Origin of the sequence: Raoultibacter phocaeensis (assembly GCF_901411515.1) — a bacterium.
Lineage (GTDB): Bacteria > Actinomycetota > Coriobacteriia > Coriobacteriales > Eggerthellaceae > Raoultibacter > Raoultibacter phocaeensis.
The window spans coordinates 678,082-694,605 of the sequence record NZ_CABDUX010000001.1; the positions used below are offsets into that span (position 1 = coordinate 678,082).

The 16,524-nt window shown below is 55.3% G+C and carries 15 protein-coding genes; 4 read left to right on the top strand and 11 right to left on the bottom strand.

Translation table 11 applies throughout. From position 1 onward, the window contains the following. Positions 1-31: 31 nt before the first annotated feature. The 8 genes from FJE54_RS02710 to FJE54_RS02745 form a co-directional block, all read right to left on the bottom strand. Positions 32-922 (bottom strand): electron transfer flavoprotein subunit alpha/FixB family protein, encoded by an 891-nt coding sequence (locus FJE54_RS02710; RefSeq protein WP_139651220.1) that lies wholly within the window; start codon positions 920-922, stop codon positions 32-34. Positions 923-933: 11 nt separating this feature from the next. Beyond that, positions 934-1,701 carry a putative electron transfer flavoprotein FixA gene (gene fixA / locus FJE54_RS02715; RefSeq protein WP_139651221.1) on the bottom strand — a complete coding sequence of 256 codons (768 nt, stop codon included), beginning with the start codon at positions 1,699-1,701 and terminating at the stop codon, positions 934-936. Positions 1,702-1,710: 9 nt separating this feature from the next. Next, positions 1,711-2,871 (bottom strand): acyl-CoA dehydrogenase family protein, encoded by a 1,161-nt coding sequence (locus tag FJE54_RS02720; RefSeq protein WP_255467185.1) that lies wholly within the window; start codon positions 2,869-2,871, stop codon positions 1,711-1,713. Between the two features lie 114 nt (positions 2,872-2,985). Continuing rightward, complete coding sequence (locus FJE54_RS02725) at positions 2,986-4,674, bottom strand: class I adenylate-forming enzyme family protein (protein ID WP_139651222.1); 1,689 nt, start codon at positions 4,672-4,674, stop codon at positions 2,986-2,988. A 12-nt stretch (positions 4,675-4,686) separates the two neighbouring features. Then, on the bottom strand, positions 4,687-6,012 hold the full coding sequence (locus FJE54_RS02730; RefSeq protein ID WP_139651223.1) for an MFS transporter: 1,326 nt from the start codon (positions 6,010-6,012) through the stop codon (positions 4,687-4,689). A 157-nt stretch (positions 6,013-6,169) separates the two neighbouring features. Further along, positions 6,170-7,447 (bottom strand): MFS transporter, encoded by a 1,278-nt coding sequence (locus tag FJE54_RS02735; protein WP_139651224.1) that lies wholly within the window; start codon positions 7,445-7,447, stop codon positions 6,170-6,172. Between the two features lie 142 nt (positions 7,448-7,589). Beyond that, on the bottom strand, positions 7,590-8,822 hold the full coding sequence (locus FJE54_RS02740) for a CoA transferase (protein ID WP_180326519.1): 1,233 nt from the start codon (positions 8,820-8,822) through the stop codon (positions 7,590-7,592). A 234-nt stretch (positions 8,823-9,056) separates the two neighbouring features. Continuing rightward, positions 9,057-9,443, bottom strand: a complete 387-nt coding sequence (locus tag FJE54_RS02745; RefSeq protein WP_255467186.1) for a metallopeptidase family protein — start codon at positions 9,441-9,443, stop codon at positions 9,057-9,059. A 157-nt stretch (positions 9,444-9,600) separates the two neighbouring features. On the opposite strand from FJE54_RS02745, the gene FJE54_RS02750 reads away from it, so the two are divergent. Continuing rightward, positions 9,601-10,089, top strand: coding sequence for an NYN domain-containing protein (locus FJE54_RS02750; RefSeq protein ID WP_180326520.1), 489 nt, complete (start codon positions 9,601-9,603; stop codon positions 10,087-10,089). Here FJE54_RS02750 and FJE54_RS02755 read toward each other — a convergent pair. Continuing rightward, positions 10,086-11,492, bottom strand: coding sequence for an MFS transporter (locus tag FJE54_RS02755; protein WP_255467187.1), 1,407 nt, complete (start codon positions 11,490-11,492; stop codon positions 10,086-10,088). The genes FJE54_RS02750 and FJE54_RS02755 overlap by 4 nt on opposite strands. A 376-nt stretch (positions 11,493-11,868) precedes the next feature. On the opposite strand from FJE54_RS02755, the gene bfr reads away from it, so the two are divergent. From bfr to FJE54_RS02770, 3 genes are all read left to right on the top strand, one after another. Then, complete coding sequence (gene bfr, locus FJE54_RS02760) at positions 11,869-12,333, top strand: bacterioferritin (protein ID WP_139651228.1); 465 nt, start codon at positions 11,869-11,871, stop codon at positions 12,331-12,333. Between the two features lie 156 nt (positions 12,334-12,489). Beyond that, a complete protein-coding gene (gene dcm, locus FJE54_RS02765; RefSeq protein WP_139651229.1) occupies positions 12,490-13,668 on the top strand; it encodes a DNA (cytosine-5-)-methyltransferase in 1,179 nt (392 codons plus the stop codon). Then, positions 13,661-14,827 (top strand): type II restriction endonuclease, encoded by a 1,167-nt coding sequence (locus FJE54_RS02770; RefSeq protein WP_180326521.1) that lies wholly within the window; start codon positions 13,661-13,663, stop codon positions 14,825-14,827. Before dcm ends, FJE54_RS02770 begins: the two co-directional genes overlap by 8 nt. Before the next feature lie 7 nt (positions 14,828-14,834). Here FJE54_RS02770 and FJE54_RS02775 read toward each other — a convergent pair whose 3' ends face one another. Together FJE54_RS02775 and FJE54_RS02780 are read right to left on the bottom strand one after the other, a co-directional pair. Beyond that, complete coding sequence (locus FJE54_RS02775; RefSeq protein WP_139651231.1) at positions 14,835-15,173, bottom strand: hypothetical protein; 339 nt, start codon at positions 15,171-15,173, stop codon at positions 14,835-14,837. Next, positions 15,166-16,494 (bottom strand): Y-family DNA polymerase, encoded by a 1,329-nt coding sequence (locus tag FJE54_RS02780; RefSeq protein ID WP_139651232.1) that lies wholly within the window; start codon positions 16,492-16,494, stop codon positions 15,166-15,168. Before FJE54_RS02780 ends, FJE54_RS02775 begins: the two co-directional genes overlap by 8 nt. Between the last annotated feature and the right edge of the window lie 30 nt (positions 16,495-16,524).

Below are 16,524 nucleotides of genomic sequence, written 5' to 3' on the forward strand. Positions count from 1 at the left end.
TTGCGGGTGCCCTCAGCGAAACCGGCCGAGCCTATTTCAGCTTCTCGTTTATCGTCGGCAAAACCGCATTGATATCCCCCACCAAGCCGTAATCGACTTGGTCGAATATGGGGGCGTTCTTGTCTTTGTTGATGGCGAAAGCCACCTTTGCGCCATTCACCCCCACCATGTGCTGCATTTGGCCCGACACGCCGATGCCCACATACACCTCGGGATTCAACATGAGTCCCGATATGCCGATGTACGCTTCACGAGGCATCCAGTCTTCAGCTTCGGTAAGGGGGCGGGTGCACCCGAGCTCACCGCCGATAGCAGCCGCAAAATCGCGCCCCATCCGCAAATCCTCTTCAGCCGCAAATCCACGGCCAGCTGCAACAATGCGCTTAGCAGCAGCCAGGTTAACATCGGATTTCGGCAGGGGTTCGCGAGAGAGCAGCTTCGCACCCGATTCATCGGCCGCAAAGCCGACAGTCTGAACAACATCGGTACCTGCGGCCTCGGTATCTCCGAAAGGAGCGCTCGAGCACGTGTAGATAGCGATAGAGCCCGTACTCTTCTGATCGCGTGTAGCGATACCGCCGAAAAACATGCTCTTCGCCACATCGCCGTCGAACGCGGCGACATCGGTCATGACGGCCGTGTCGAATGCGGCGGCAAGCTTCCCCGCGATAACCTTCATACGGCGCGTCGGCTCGATAAGCACCGATGCCGGCGTTTTTTCCTTGCACAAGGCAATCACCGTCGCGGCGGCCGATTCAACCATGGCATCGACGGGCACTTCGACACGGTACACCACATCGGCAATACCCGTCTGCACCGCCTCGTCGTTCAGAGCAACAAGCGAAACGCCTCCCCCCATCGTACGAGCTCCCGCACACAGATCGCGCGCGCCTTTTTGAGTTTCAGCAATAACGAAAACCATTGCACAGCCCCCTATCGAATCGATTCGAGAATTGCGGCGACGAACTTGTCGACGTCCGCTTCGTCGGATGCATCAAAGAGCTCGCGTTTGCGGGGCGTCGGCTCGGGAGCGAGCACGTTGGCAGCCTCGATGGCGTGTACGGGATCCACGCCAAGGTCGGCGGCGGCATACGAAGTTACGGGTTTTTTACCAGCAGCAAGGATGTCCTTCATGCCGCAGATGCGAGGCAGTGCGATATCGGGAATCACCGAAACAACGGCGGGAAGCGGTACCTCGACGACTTCCTTCTCGGCCTCGAGCGTGCGCTCGCACACGATGGCACCGTTTTCAAACCCGATCTTGCTCACTGCCGTCACTACCGGCACGTTCAACGCTTCTGCCAGCTGCACGTCGACCTGCTGGGCGTAGATGTCCGCGGAACCGTCTCCGCATACTACGAGGTCATAGGCTTCGATCTTTCCGATCGCAGCGGCAAGCGCTGCCGCAGTCGCACGGGCATCAAGCCCGACGAACGCATCGTCCGCAGCGGCCACGTACTCGTCGACGCCGCGTGCGAGCACGTTTTTCGCCACCTTGCTGTCAAGCACGGAGGAATCGCCCACTGTCACGGCGAAGAGCTTCGCGCCCTGCTCTTTCGCGGCGAGCGCTGCACCCTCGATAGCGTTGAGGTCGTACGTGCTTACGATGGGGCGGGCGTTGGAGTAATTCAGGGTTCGGTCGGCGTTGACCTGAATGTCTTGGTCGTCTGGAACGATCTTGATCGCAGTAACGACATTCATGGCCGCCCCTTAATTCCTTGCGTACTTTTTGATGATCTGGCGCCCGGAGATATGCACCATGATCTCATCGGTGCCGCCGCCGAACTGCGAACCGCGCGCGTCTTTCCACAGGCGCCCTACACACGACTCGGTGGTGTAGCCGATGCCGCCCATGATCTGCATGGCTTCGGAGCACACCTCGGTTGCCGCCATGGAGATATAGCGCTTCGCAAGCGCACTGTCCAAGCGGATCGGAATGCCGTTGTCGAATTCCCATGCGGTCTTCAAAAGCAGGTTCTCCATGTTTTGAACCTTGATTTCCATATCGGTAAGCTTCTCCTGGATAAGCTGGAAGCTGCCGATGGTTTTCCCGAAGGCGACGCGCTGGCCAGCGTACGATGCCGCCTCTTCAAGCGCCGCCTTGGCAAGGCCGAGGCTATGGGACGAAAGCATGATGCGCTCGAGCTCGAAGTTCTGCATGAGCTGGATGAAGCCGTTGCCGCGCTCGCCGAGCAAACTCGATTCGGGAATGGTCACGTTGTCCAGATACACCTCGGAGAAGTTGGTGATTTCCTGTCCGATTTTATGCAAGGGGGAAAGCTTGATGCCCGGGGTGTCGGTGGGAAACATCCACATCGACATGTTCTTGTTCTCGCGAGCCGGATCCTCGTCTTTGGCGATGACGAGCATGAACGGCGCGGTCTCTGCAAGACTAACCATGGTTTTCACGCCGTTGAGCGTGACCGTGCCATCGCCGTTCCAATGGGCAACCGTCTGCATGGACATGTTGTCCGAGCCGGCGCACGGCTCGGACAGCGCAAGCGAGAAACACTGCTCGCCGGTTTCCTCGTACAGTTCCATACCCTGTTTCATAAGCTCGGGCGTACCGAACTCCGAGAGATCGTACATGGCAAGACCGTAGGACATGAACGGCATGGTGGCCTTCGTGCAGCGCATGAGCTCGGTAACAACGAGCGCAAGCGTTACAGCGTCGGACGAGACTCCGCCGTATTCTTCGGGGATGAACATGTAGCCGAAACCGGCATCGAGATAGGCTTTGCACACGTCCCGGTCGATGTGACGCTGCTCGTACCACTTCTGGATACGCTCCTCGGTGCACTCGCGTGCGCAGAACTCACGCAGGTTTTCGAGCATGAGCTCTTGTTCGTCGGTGATGCTGAAATCTATCACAATTTCCTCCTTTAATGCGATTCATACGTTTTTCGATGATCGTTTTCGAGGTTGGGATGAGTTCCTCCCCTCGCATGCTAGTCCCTCAAGGTTCTTGAGAGTCAACGAGAAATTTCAATGATTTTGCACGCCTCGCTTTCGAGCTTCTTCACGCTTCAAAAACGCTCGATCGGGCTTCTTCGCCTTTGTTTTGGGAATCTCGTCGAGTACCTCCATAGAGTGCGGAATCTTGTACGCGACAAGGCGTTCCCTGCAGAAAGACTCGATCTCGGAAAGAGCAACGTCCGCCCCGCCGCGCACGACGATGAACGATTTGGGCCTCTCTCCGGAGTGCTCGTCGGGCACACCGATCGTACAGGCATCGAGAATCGAGGGATGAGACATGAGCACCTCGTCGATTTCGCTCGGGAAAACATTAAAGCCGCTTACGACTATCGTGTCCTTCTTGCGGTCAACAAGGTAGAAGAATCCATCTTCGTCCATATACCCGATATCGCCGCTGTAGAGCCAACCGCCGCGCAGAGCGCGTTGCGTCTCTTCGGGATTCGCCCAATACGAGCGGATTATCTGAGGGCCGCGAAATACAATCTCACCGCATACGCCGGGGGCGAGTGCCTGCGTGCCGCTTTCGAGGTCGACCGCAAGCACATCGGTGTTGCTTATGGGCAGCCCGATACTGCCCATTTTCCCCATGGATCCCACGGGATTGCATGTGACGAACCCGAAGCTTTCCGACATGCCGTAGCTCTCGACAAACCGCGCTCTCGTTTTTGACGCAAGGTCTTCGAGCATGTTCTTCGCAACGAACGAACCGCCGAATATGACGAGTTCGAGATCCTTGTAGGGGCTTGCCGCCAAAGTCTCGCACGTGCTTACCGAGTGCAAAAGCGTCGGGAGCGCCGCCCATGCGGTCGGCCGATACCGCTCAAGAGCCGCAATGATGTCGGGCGGTTTGTAGCCTTCGGCGATGACCACGCTCCCCCCGTTGATGAGCTGCCAGTTCACTCCGTAGTTGATCCCCATGATGTGCGTCATGGGCATGCACACGAGAAAGCTCGGATCGGGTGTTGTGAGCGCGGAAGCGGTCCAAAAACGCATTGCCTGGAGTTCCCACACCATGGCTTCGTGCGTTTGCGCACAGCCTTTGCTGACCCCCGTCGTCCCGCCGGTAAAAAGCAGGATGGCGTCGTCGTGCGGCGAAACGTCAATTGCCGGCTCCAGATCGCTCGCCGTGCGCAGCAAGGGTTCGTACCCGTGCAGCTCTAAACAACCGCCCGCATCCGCCCACGCATCGTCGTTGTCGATCACGACGATGCAGCTGAGATCAGGGCATTTGCCCGCTCCGATGGCAGAAAGCACCTTGGACACGTGCTCTTGCTCGATGATCAGCGCCGACGCTTCGACTCCCTCGAGAGCGCCGACGATTTCCCGCGCCGTACATCGCTGGTTGTACGCAGCGGCAACAAACCCTGCCTTGTAGCACGCCATAAACGATATGACATTCTCGGGCCTGTTCGAAACGACGATGCCGACGCGGTCTCCTGGCACGACTCCGCAATCGAGCAGCGCGTTTGCGAGCCTGCACGCTTCCTTATCGGCTTGAGAGCGCGATATCCATGTATCCTTGTATCGAATAAGCGGCAGCGCACCGCCCGCCCCCGAAAGATGCGAGAGCATGGCTTCTTTGATAGTCCGATGAGTCGATTCGAACGTGCGCGATACACACTCGTCATACGCTTCGCTCCAAAGCCGTCCGTATTCCCGTGCAGCCCTGTCGAGATCCGCACGCTTACCCTCACTCATACCACAAGCTCCTCACAAAGAAACGTCGTCGACGGCTGAAACCTCAGAGCCCTCTGCCTTAACCGTCTGCTCGGCAGCGCACGATCCGTTCACCCAAGGAGATCGCTTTCCCATGGCAAGCGCAGCGAAACCGATTATGTACACGATGAACATGACGCCCAATCCCCCATAGAGCATGGCGTAGTATCCACCCGTTGCCTCGATCAGGGCACCCCAGATCGCAGAGCTGAATGCGGAGCTCAAACTCGCCACCGTAGCAACCACGGAGAAGATGCGCCCGTAATCGCGGCTTCCGAAGATCCCGCGCGTCATAAGCGATGTCGTAACCGTCGTGCTCGCAAAGAACACGCCGAACAGAAACGCTCCCACGTACAAAGCGATCAGGCCCGTGCCTCCGAGAAACGTCATGATGCCGATGCCGAGGATACCGCTTGTGACAGCCGCGAATACGCCCGCCTTTACGCTGATGTCGTTGATGAAGCCGAGCAGAAGCTTGCCGAGCAGTTGGCCGACCAAAACCGCCGATGCGATGCTCGACACCACCAGCACCGAATACCCAAGCGTAGTCGCATAGGCCGGAAGATAGTAGTTGAGGGTAAGCCCTATGTCGGCTACGCCCGCATAGAGGGCGACCATGTACAGGACGGGTGTCCGTAGAGCTTGACTGAACGTCGCGCCCTCAAGAACGGTATCCCCGCTTTTGCCTAGTCGAGCGCTTGCCTTCTCGCCATACCGCACAAGGCCCTTGTCGGCAGGTGCGTTTCTTATGAGGAAAGCAGCACACGGAAACCCGATGCAGGCCGAGATAAGACCGAATGCAAGATACCCGGCTCGCCATCCGAAACTATCGATGAAAAAACCTCCGATAGGATTGAAGATAATGGCGCCGATACCCGTAAAGCACAACGCTACGCCCACGAAAAAACCGACGCGCTCTTTAAACCAACGGTCGATCATCGTCGGAACCATCAGGTATAAGAGGATCGAGTTTGCCGCTCCTATAATTGCTCCAGCGCAGTAGAACTGCCAAAGAGCGGTAAACGTCGACATGCTCAGAAGCCCTAGAGAAACCATGGCGACGCATACCGAAAGTACCACACGCGCGTTAAACCGGTACAGCACCTTTCCCCCGAAAATCATGGCAAGGCTCATTGCAAGGTACTGGACCGAGATGTACGTGCCGAATCGACCCGCATCAATTCCCAGTTCGGCGCTTGCGGGAACGTAGAAGATGCCTACCGTGTTAAACGACAGCGTCACCGTTGAAAAACAGATGGCGCAGCAGGCGAACAGAACGAAGAATCCGAAGTGGACGCGTTTTTTAGCATTGCTTCCCATGTTATATTCCTAACCAGAGAGAAACCTGCTTTCGCATGCTTTTCCGAGTACAACATCCGCTCATACATCGGATTCGGCTGGAAAAACATGCTTGGAAAATCTTCGAAACGCCCGAGGGTAGCGTTTGTTGCCCTCGGGCGCATTCGAAGCCGAACGGCTATTCGCGCGGAAGCTTTTTACCGACGGCCATGCCGGCAAAAGCGAGTACGAAGCACAAGGCCATGAGCCCCATGTCGATTGCGAACGTCGCGAAGAAAGACCCCGTAAAGTCGTAGATGAATCCCCAAATGGCGGAGCCGAACGCAGCTAAGAACGCACACACGGCCGTCACATAAGAGTAAATCTGCGCGTAATCTTTGTTGCCGAACACCTTCCGGGTGAGTTGGGGTGTTGTGGTGGTAGCGGAGGCGAAGAACACGCCGAACAGAGCGCCGCCCGCATACACCAGGTATACGGAGATGTTGACGCCGAACAGTACAAGCAGAAGACCGATGATGCCCGATGCCAGGCCGAAGATGACCGAACCGGGAACGCTCCGGTCGTTCGTCCAACCAAGCACGACTTTACCGATGAGCGAGCCGAACATGACTACCGACGCAAGCGTCGCACCGATGATGGCAGCGCTTGCGGCGTCTCCGAATACGGTAAGCGAATTGATGTAGGTGGGCAGATAGAAATTCATGGTCAGCCCAAGATTGACAAGGCCGGCATACAAGGCGATCAGTATGAGCGCCGCCGGTTGCTTACGGGCGGTTTGAACCGAAACGCCCTCTACAGCTGTGGAAGCGGCAACTTCTTGGGCGGCCGCCTCTGCAGCAGCGTCATAGCCGAGCGGCTCGAGCCCTTTATCGCTCGGGCGACTACGAATGATGAACAATGCGCACGGAATCCCAACAACAGCCGAGAGGACTGCGTACATGAGGTAGGCGGTTTGATAGCCACTCGACAAAATGATAGACGTGGCAACAGGGCTCCACAGCATGCCGCCGATGCCGGTCATGGCCATGCCGATGCCGATCAAGAGGCCGACGTTCTTCTTGAACCAGCGCCCGATAAGCACAGGGACCATGAGATAGAGAACGACCGCGTTGCCGAGTCCAAGCAAAACGCCTGCCCCGTAAAACCCGAAAATCGTCGGCGTAACTGCCATGATGAGAAAGGCGACGGCGATGCATATGACCGAAAACGTCAGAACGGCACGAGCATCTTTCTTTTCGAATAGTTTGCCAATGAACAAAAGCGCTACGAACATGGTGATGTACACGATGGAAATGTACAGACCAACCTGGCCGGTACCCACCCCCATCGCCTCGGCCACCGAGCTGTAGAACACCGATGCCGCATTGAAGGTGAAGCAGCACGGCATGAACATGATGAGACAACACGCCACCATAACCAACCAGCCATAGTGGAGCTTCTTAGTTGATGCAGCCATTGATACCCCTTTTTAAAGTAGTTGCAGGTCAAAGCAATACCACACAGAAACTCATCCCAAAGCCTTCGAGCGGTATCCCCCGAGCGATACGGTGCGTGCAGCGGCGCTGCCGATCGGGGGAACCGACAGCGCATACGCCAATCTAGCGGGATAGTTTGAGATCGAAATCCTTATTGATGATTCCTTGATCGTAGAAATCGGCGATCTGCTCTTGCGAATAGCCGAGCTCGCTTAATATCTCCTCGTTGTTCTCGCCGAAACTCGGTGCGGGACGCCATACGCGACCAGGATGTTTTTTAAATTTGGGCAGCGGCCCTACGGCACGGAGCTTCGTGCCCTTGACCGTTTCCCACTCCTCGATCACGCCACGCGCCTGAACATGTGGATTGTTCTCGACGTCTTCCCAGCTGTTGACCTTCGATACGGGCAGTCCGGCAGCGAGCATTTCGGCTTCGGCCTCGTCAACGGTTTTGCTTGCAAGATAGTCTACAACGGCCCGTTCAAACGCTTTACCTGATTCGGTTTCAACATTGTACAGACCGACCTCTGCCGGGAACAAATCCGAACCGTAATCGAGACCGAGCAACTCGCACACCTTTTTGAGCACGCTCGCTCCCGAGAAGCAGCAGTACAGGATCTTACCGTCCTTGCAGGGGAAACCTCCCCAGCCTGCGATCATCGACTTCTCTCCCGTTTTCGGGAATTCCTTGTGGAAGGTGAAGTAGTCGACCGAAAAGATGGATGCGCGCATCATAAGCTCGTACTGAGCGATGTCGAGGCTGTCGCCCACACCGGTTTCGTCGGCCTTGCGCACTGCCGCAAGCACGGCGAGCGCCGTCCAGAGCGCCGTAATGTAGTCGGCCACATACGGACCTACCGCATACGGCGGTGTAGCCCCTCCGTTCGTGTTCTCCCACATGTATCCCGAGAAGGCCTGAGCCGTCGCATCGAAGCCTCCGCGACTGACGTATTCGGGCAGGCCGGTTTGTCCGTACCCGGATATATGGGCGATAACCAACTTGGGGTTGACCTCCCACATCACATCGTCCGACAGGTTAAAGCGCTCAAACTGCCCGCCCTTCGAAGACTCAATGAACACATCGGCGTCCCTGACGAGATCAAGCACGATTTGCCGACCTTCAGGAGACCCTATCTTGATGCCCACGGCACGTTGGTTGCGGCGCTCCGATTCGGGTTGAATGTTGTGCAGCGTACGCGTGTAATCGGGCGCTTGTGCGTTCTCGATCCATACGACGTCGGCACCGTACTCCGCAAAAATCGTCGGTCCCAGCGGACCTGCTAGCGAAGATGAAGCATGGACTACCTTGAGACCGGAAAGCACTCCGAACTCCGGCAACGCTTCGTTATGCCACATGCGTTCCCCTTTCTGATTCAGTTGCCTCGTTGACATAATGAATTCAGTACAGCCGACGTCAGGCTTAGCACGAAAGATAAACCCCCAAGGAGCTTGAGGGTCAAGCATGTTTTACGAATTTTTTCCCGCTTACCGAAAAAAGGAGTCCGTCTTCCAGAATAGAAAGCTTCCTTCGCATTCCGGCATTCGATCCTCGAGGGAGATTCTGCGACTTTTATAGCATCGGCAGCACGTCTAGTACCCCATCTCGTGAAGTCGTGCATCGTCGATGCCGAAATAGTGCCCTATCTCGTGGATGACGGTTTTCCCGATCTCTTCGACCACCTGTTCGCGCGAGCCGAAGCAGCGCTCATGAGGGCCTTTGAACACAGTGATGACATCGGGAATGTCCCCGTCGTAGTATTCTCCCCGCTCAGTAAGAGGAATGCCATCGTACAGGCCTAAAAGCTCGTCGTCACAATAGGACGCTCCCAAAGAATCGGGGGATTCGAGCGTTTCGAGGTGGTAGTCGTCGGGCTCGTCTTCCATGACGATCGCCACGTTCTCGAGCGCCTCGATGAACTTTTCGGGGATCGAATCGAGCGCTTCTTCGATGACGGCTTCGAACTCTTCGTCGCTCATTCGATACATCAGATCGTCTCCCGTCGAATAGACTCCCGCCCTACATTAGCTGCGGCACGTTTTGTTGCATGATACCATGGTACGCAAGCCTTGACCTGTTTGCAGCCTTTCCCTACTGGAACCGATGCGCGCGCACGAACCGACGAACGGACACAGCATGCACTACCTTATAGACGGCTACAACGTTACTCGCCGCGATCCCGCCACCAAAAACCTTCTCCTTGAAGAACAGCGGCTCGAACTCGAAAGCCGCCTACGCATCAAAAGCTCCGTGCTTCTCGGGAAAGCAACGTACACGATCATCTGGGACGCCTCCGGGGGAATCGGTACCGTGAACCCCACCGGAGCAGCGCATCGGGATTCCGAGTATACGCGCCTTCCCACCGCCGACGATGCGATCGTTGCGAAGGTGCGCCGCGCAACCGAGCGCATCGGCATTGTGACCTCAGACAATGAGCTTGCAAACCGCTGCCGTTCTGCCGCCCCTCACGGGGTGGACATCCTTCCCGCCGAGCGCCTGTTTGCAGACGCCAAGCCCAAGAAAGCGCGCGACAAGAAAGCGCCTCTGCCCCGCGACGTCGGCATACCTCCGAACGCAAACGAAATCAACCGTGAGCTGAAAAAGATTTGGGGCATCGAGGATTAGCGCCCTGGCTTCTTCCTCAATGCGTGCGCATAGAAAAGCGCGATAATCAAACCGACCAGCGAGATGCCGATCGCAATCGTGAGCGTATGCGAAAAACCCAGCGCATACGCGTGGGCCTTAGACAAACCCGCCGCAGTTTCCCGCAGCACGTCCGCGGACAGGACTCCGACGAACAGCGATGGACCGAGTGCCGAAGCGATTTGCACGAACGTCGAATTGATAGAGGCGCCGTGCGCGTACAGCTCGGCGGGCAGGTGATCGAGCGCCGCCGTTTTCGCAGGCGTGACCACGAACCCGAGACCTGCGTACGAAACGGCGCTTGCCGCAACAACCAGATCAACCCGCATGTGTTCTGCCGAGACGAACACTCCGGCCAACCCCGCAAGCACCAAACCCAACCCCATCGGAAGCATCGGCCAAACACCGCGACGATCGAACAGCCTCCCACCCAAAAGCGAGCACACCGCGTTGACCAGCACAGGGCCGAGCAAAAGCAAGCCGGCAAAAAAGGCCGTGTGCCCGATTGCCCCCTCGAAGTACAAAGGAAGCAGTACGCTCAGCGAAAACGAGGTCATGGTGCCGACCATAACCATCAGAAGCCCCACTGCAAACCTCGGATGTCCGAGCGGGCGAAGATTCAAAAGCGGTGATCGAGAAGCAAGCTGACGCCAAACGAACAGGGCTATCGCAACGGCGGCGATGCCAAGAGCAATGACGGACGGAACAACATCATGGGTAAACTCGCTCAGTCCGTACATGAGCGCACCCAACCCGACAAGGCTGAGCGCTGCGCTCAAAACGTCGATGCGGGCGCGCTCGCCTTTTTCGGCGTCTCGCAGCACGTAAAACCCGAGGGGCAGCAACACGGCAGCCAACGCAAGCGGGACGGCAAACATAGCCCGCCACCCAACGTAGGTGAGCAGCAACCCCGATACGACAGGGCAGATAGCCAAGCCGAAGGCGATAATCCCGCTGTTCATGGCCAAGTGCAACCCGAGTCGATCCTTGCGCGACGTTGCCATGATGGTGCCGGTAACGAGCGGGAAGAACAGGCCCGTGCAAACCGCCTGGATAAGACGGCACGCGAAGAGCGTTGGGAAATCGGAGGCGAGCATGGCCAATCCGCTTCCGATAGCCAGCGCTCCGATTCCGATGAAGAAAACGACGCGAAGCCCTAGCCTTTTGAGCAGGAACGCTGCAAGCGTAACTGTCGTAGCCGCAACGACGAGGTATCCTGTGACAAGCCAGTTCGCCATAGAGAGGGTAAGGGAAAACGTGTCCGCCACTTCGGGCAGCGCGATGCTCATCATGCTTTCCCCAAACGAAGCGACGAACGAACAGCCAAGCAGCACGGGAAACATCGCCCTACTCTTCTCCGAAGTCTTCTGTGATTTTGCGTTCACTCTCGCGCCTTCTCGCTTTATGCACTGCTTTCAACCGTTTGATAGTACCTTACTGTTCTGCTCAATCTGAATCTGTGCAGCCTTCGTTAGGATCACGCAACGCATCGGTTGCCGAACCGATGAATGAGATTTCTGAACTTACCGCAGAGACCCGCTACCTTAAAATCCGTGCGCTCGCTACCGCCTCCTCGCCCAGCAGCACCATCTTTGCCACCTGAAGCGCGCCGCCAAAGGTTACAGTACCGTGACAAGAAACCCACGGTACAGAGCAACCCTTGTAGTTCTACACGCTCATCTGCAAAAATAGGAGCTACGCTTACTGATCCCCAACAGATCGGTCTACTCAGCCATCGTCATCGACAAAAGGAGCTTTACCATGAAGGGAAACGACAAACTCATCGACACGCTTAACGACTTGCTCGCAGGCGAACTGACCGGCATCAACCAGTACTTCGTGCATGCGGAAATGTGCGAGGATTGGGGCTATAGCAAACTGAGCGCAAACTTCAAGACCCGCGCGATCACCGAGATGAAGCATGCCGAGAAACTCATCGAGCGCATCCTGTTCCTTGAGGGCACGCCCATCGTTTCCAACCTCAACGACATCAACATCGGCGAAGCCATTCCCGAGCAGGTTCAAAACGACCATGCGCTCGAAATGGACACCGTACGGGACTACAACGAGGCAATCGTGCTCGCTGGAGAAGTGCTCGACTACGCCACCCGCGACGTCCTCGTGCAAATTCTCAACGACGAGGACCAGCATCTCGACGAGCTCGAAGAGCTCCAGGACCAGATCGAGCAGATGACGCTGCAGACCTTCCTCTCGACACAGAACTAGCTTTTATCAAAACCTTAAATCGCGCTTCTGATAGCCCGAGTAATACCCGTATGCCATTGGTGTGCGGGTATTCTTATAGGCACTTTCTCTACCTTTGTTTGAATAATAATGTGTTAAAATGCGGTCAATCTGTCCGAATAAAATCCCAGAGGTTTCATGAATGCTTCAGTTTTAATTAAAGAAAAAAGAGAAGAACTTGGCCTTACCCAACGGCAATTTGCACAAATATTACGACTTGGGCGAAACGGAGAGCGAAGCGTCCGTCGCTGGGAAACGGGAGAATCGACACCGGCAGATATCTACCTGTACGCCGTTCAGGATCTTGAACCCGAAGCCCCTTTCGCACAGGCGGACAATGGCGAATATGCGTTTGACTTCATCGATCTATTCGCCGGAATAGGCGGTATGCATCTTGCATTCTCAGAAGCTGGCGGAAGATGCGTATATTCTTCCGAGTGGGATAAGTACTGCCAAATACAGTATCGGCATAATTTCGGTATAACACCTCACGGCGACATAACAAAAGTCCTCGAAACTGAAATACCGAATCACGATATTTTGGTCGCAGGATTTCCTTGCCAACCTTTCTCCATTGCAGGAGTATCCAAGAAAAAAAGCCTTGGAAAAGAAACGGGCTTCCTCGACAAGACCCAAGGTACCTTGTTCTTCGACGTCGCGCGCATCATTGAAGCCAAAAGACCGAAATCATTTATGCTAGAAAACGTTAAGAATCTCAGAAGTCATGACAAAGGGACCACATGGTGCATCATCGAGCAGACGCTTCGGAACCTTGATTATGAACTGTTCGTTGATGTCATCGACGGAAAGGGACTCGTTCCCCAACACAGAGAAAGAATCCTCATCGTGGGCTTCGACAAAAGGCGCTACGGGGACAGCATCGAGTTTACGTTTAATATTAGTCGCCCAAAAAAAGCACCTGTTCTCAAAGACATATTAGAAACCACCGATGTAGATCGGTACACACTCTCAGACAAATTGTGGTGTTACCTACAAAACTATGCGGAAAAGCACAGAGCGAAAGGTAACGGGTTTGGCTACGGAATGCCCAATCTTGAAGGAACTACGAGGACTTTGAGCGCACGATACTATAAGGACGGATCAGAAATCCTCATTCCCCAAGAAGGGAAGAACCCACGAAAACTTACTCCGAGAGAATGTGCACGACTCCAGGGGTATCCTGATGAATACAGAATCGTCGTTTCGGATACGCAAGCCTACAAGCAGTTTGGAAACTCGGTAGTCGTTCCCCTTATTGCCCAAGTGGCAAAGCTTATCAGCGCCAAGCTCAAGGAGTTGGAGAACACCGGTGAATAACGATCTTCTCGCTCTGGCAATCGATAGGACGGTGCTATCGAGCATCGTATTTGCAAAATTCTTGTCTCCCAACGATACAGGGCTCACTGGCGGTCATCAGTGCGGCATCTATATCCCAAAATCAAGTGTGCCGTTGATCTTCGACGAGCTTTTCGAAAAGGGAACGAATCGGGATCGCAAAGCGGAGATCTTATGGAATGAAGAATCCAGCACTAAAAGCCGTTTCATCTACTATGGGCAGGGAACCCGAAACGAATATCGAATAACGAAATTCGGTCGTGGCTTCACGCTACTAAAGCCCGATCACACAGGCGACCTTCTCGTCATTTGTAAGGAAAACGACGAGAAGTACTACGCATATGTTCTATCGGATGACGACAGCATCCAAGGTTTTCTTGATGCTTTTTCGATTTCTCCTACTGAAGTTAATTGCTTGATAAAAAACGAGGCAGCAAAAGATGGCGAAGGCTCAAAAGATCCGTTTACCGTTTACATCAAGGCTTTTGGCACCGATTTTCCCGATACACAGACCATGGCTCGTTCAGCCCAAGAAATTGAAGCGATACTTCGGGGGGAAGACGTTTGCCTCACTGCTGATGAAACGATCATCAGATGGATCGATGCGGAATACAAGCTGTTCCGCCGAATCGAAGAGGTTCATTACGAATTTCTCTTGCTTGAGCCTACGGAAAGCCTTGAGGCCTTCGTCAAAATCGGCTTGGAAATAACTAATCGACGCAAGTCTCGTGCAGGAAAATCGCTTGAACATCATTTGAAAGCCATTTTTAACGATAGGTGCATCAAATTCAAAGAGCAAGCTGTCACGGAGCTGAACAAAAGACCGGATTTCATTTTTCCTTCAGAGGAGGCATATCACGATCCTGAGTTCCCTGCCGAACGACTGACGTTTCTTGGAGCAAAAACCACCTGCAAGGATCGATGGAGACAGGTGATCAACGAAGCCGATAGGATCGAAGAGAAGTATTTGTTTACCCTTCAGCAAGGGGTGTCGCCCAATCAGCTCAAGGAAATGCACGAACATCATTTGACCTTGGTCGTTCCCGAACCGTATCACAAAGACTATCCTCGGACCGATTTCGTCGGCGTCATCACCTTCGAGGAATTCCTTTCCATCGTGCTCGAAAAACAAGGGTTTTGATCTTCGCTTAGTACTCCTCGTCCTCCGCAATGCCTTCTCCTTCGATATCGAGGATATCTTCGAACGCCATGCGCTTTTTCACCACGGTGAGCGTGCGGAAAACGGTATCGATGTCCGTCACGATCCCTCGCGTAGTCAAGTAAGCGTCCTTGTCGTAGTGCGTGACGGCAACCATAGAGCCTTTACGCACCTGTGCGAGCTTACGCGACAACCGCAGCGCATGCTCTTCGGTTTGCTCGCGCCGCGGTTCAGGCGTGCGTTCACGTTGGCGTACAAGATCGTAGTAGCCCTTCAATGCGGCGAACGGTATGAATTGCTGGGCGCGGTCGGCGCGGTCGTCACGCATGATGACCTCCCACCTGCTCGTTGCGCTCGCGCGCAGTTGCTTTCTCGGTAAGGCTCGTACCCCGCACAAGCGCGTTCTTGCCGAAACGGTCTTTGACGGCGAGAACCGTGTTCTGCAAGCTTCGCTCCTGCGCCTCGGCTTCGATGTCGGTGAACAGATCGACCGTAGCGAAATCTTCGGACAGAATCGACCCGAATCCCACATGGATACGACGAATGGGCTTCGCACGATCGGTCGTATCGGCAAACAGCTCTTCAAAACGAGGAAGAAGCCGTTTCAGGGAATTCGTTCGCTCATGGAGTTTGCGCGTACCGCCTGTCCGCGAACCAGCGCCCCATCCTGTTCGTTTGCCATGCTCGCCCTGGAAGGCCTGTTCTTCTCCGCGATCCTCCGATGCGGTCTCGCGTGCGTAACCGACCGAAAGCGAGATCGATTCGGCAACAAGACTCTTTTCTACCAGTTCGAGCACAAGCTGATCAACCATCTCTTTCAGCACCACGAGCGCTTCATCGTAGGTGTAGTCGCCAGGTAGAACCTGCCCGTTCGACATCGATCGCCCCTGCGGCTCGTAGGCCTTGATCTGGGCGATGGTGCACGGCTCGATGCCGTGAGCGTGATCGATCAGATACTCGGCGTTTACGCCGAACTCCGAGTACAGAACGCTTTCGTCGAGCCGACATACGCCGCGTAGATCGTGCACCCCGAACTTTGCGAGGCGCTTCGCGGTGCCAGGGCCTATATTCCAGATATCCGTAATCGGCTGATGATCCCAAATGAGCCGCTCGAATTCAGCCTGATCGAGATACCCGATGTTGTCGCTTGCGTGCTTTGCCGTGATGTCGAGCGCGACCTTCGCCAGAAACAGGTTCGTTCCCACCCCTGCCGTCGCGCAAATGCCCGTTTCGGTGAAGACTGCGTTCATGAGCATGCCAGCGAACTCCCGCGCCGTCACGTCATATAGCGAGAGGTACGGGGTCGCATCGATGAAGCATTCGTCGATCGAATACACGTGTATGTCTTCGGCGCTGACGTAGCGCAGATAGATGCCGTAAATGTCGGCCGAGACCTCCATGTAGTGGCGCATGCGCGGCTTGGCCGTGATGTAGCGCACGCCTTCGGGGATTTCGAACAACCTGCAGCGGTTGCGAATTCCGAGGTCTTTCATGGCAGGAGTGATAGCGAGGCAGATGGTGGTTTGCGTGCGTTCAGGATCGGCTACGACGAGGTTGGTGGCAAAAGGATCGAGTCCGCGCGCAACGCACTCTACCGAAGCGTAAAACGTCTTCAGGTCGATGCATACATAGGTGCGGTCCTCGCTCATGGCTTCCTGTCATTCGATAGCGGCCTTAGC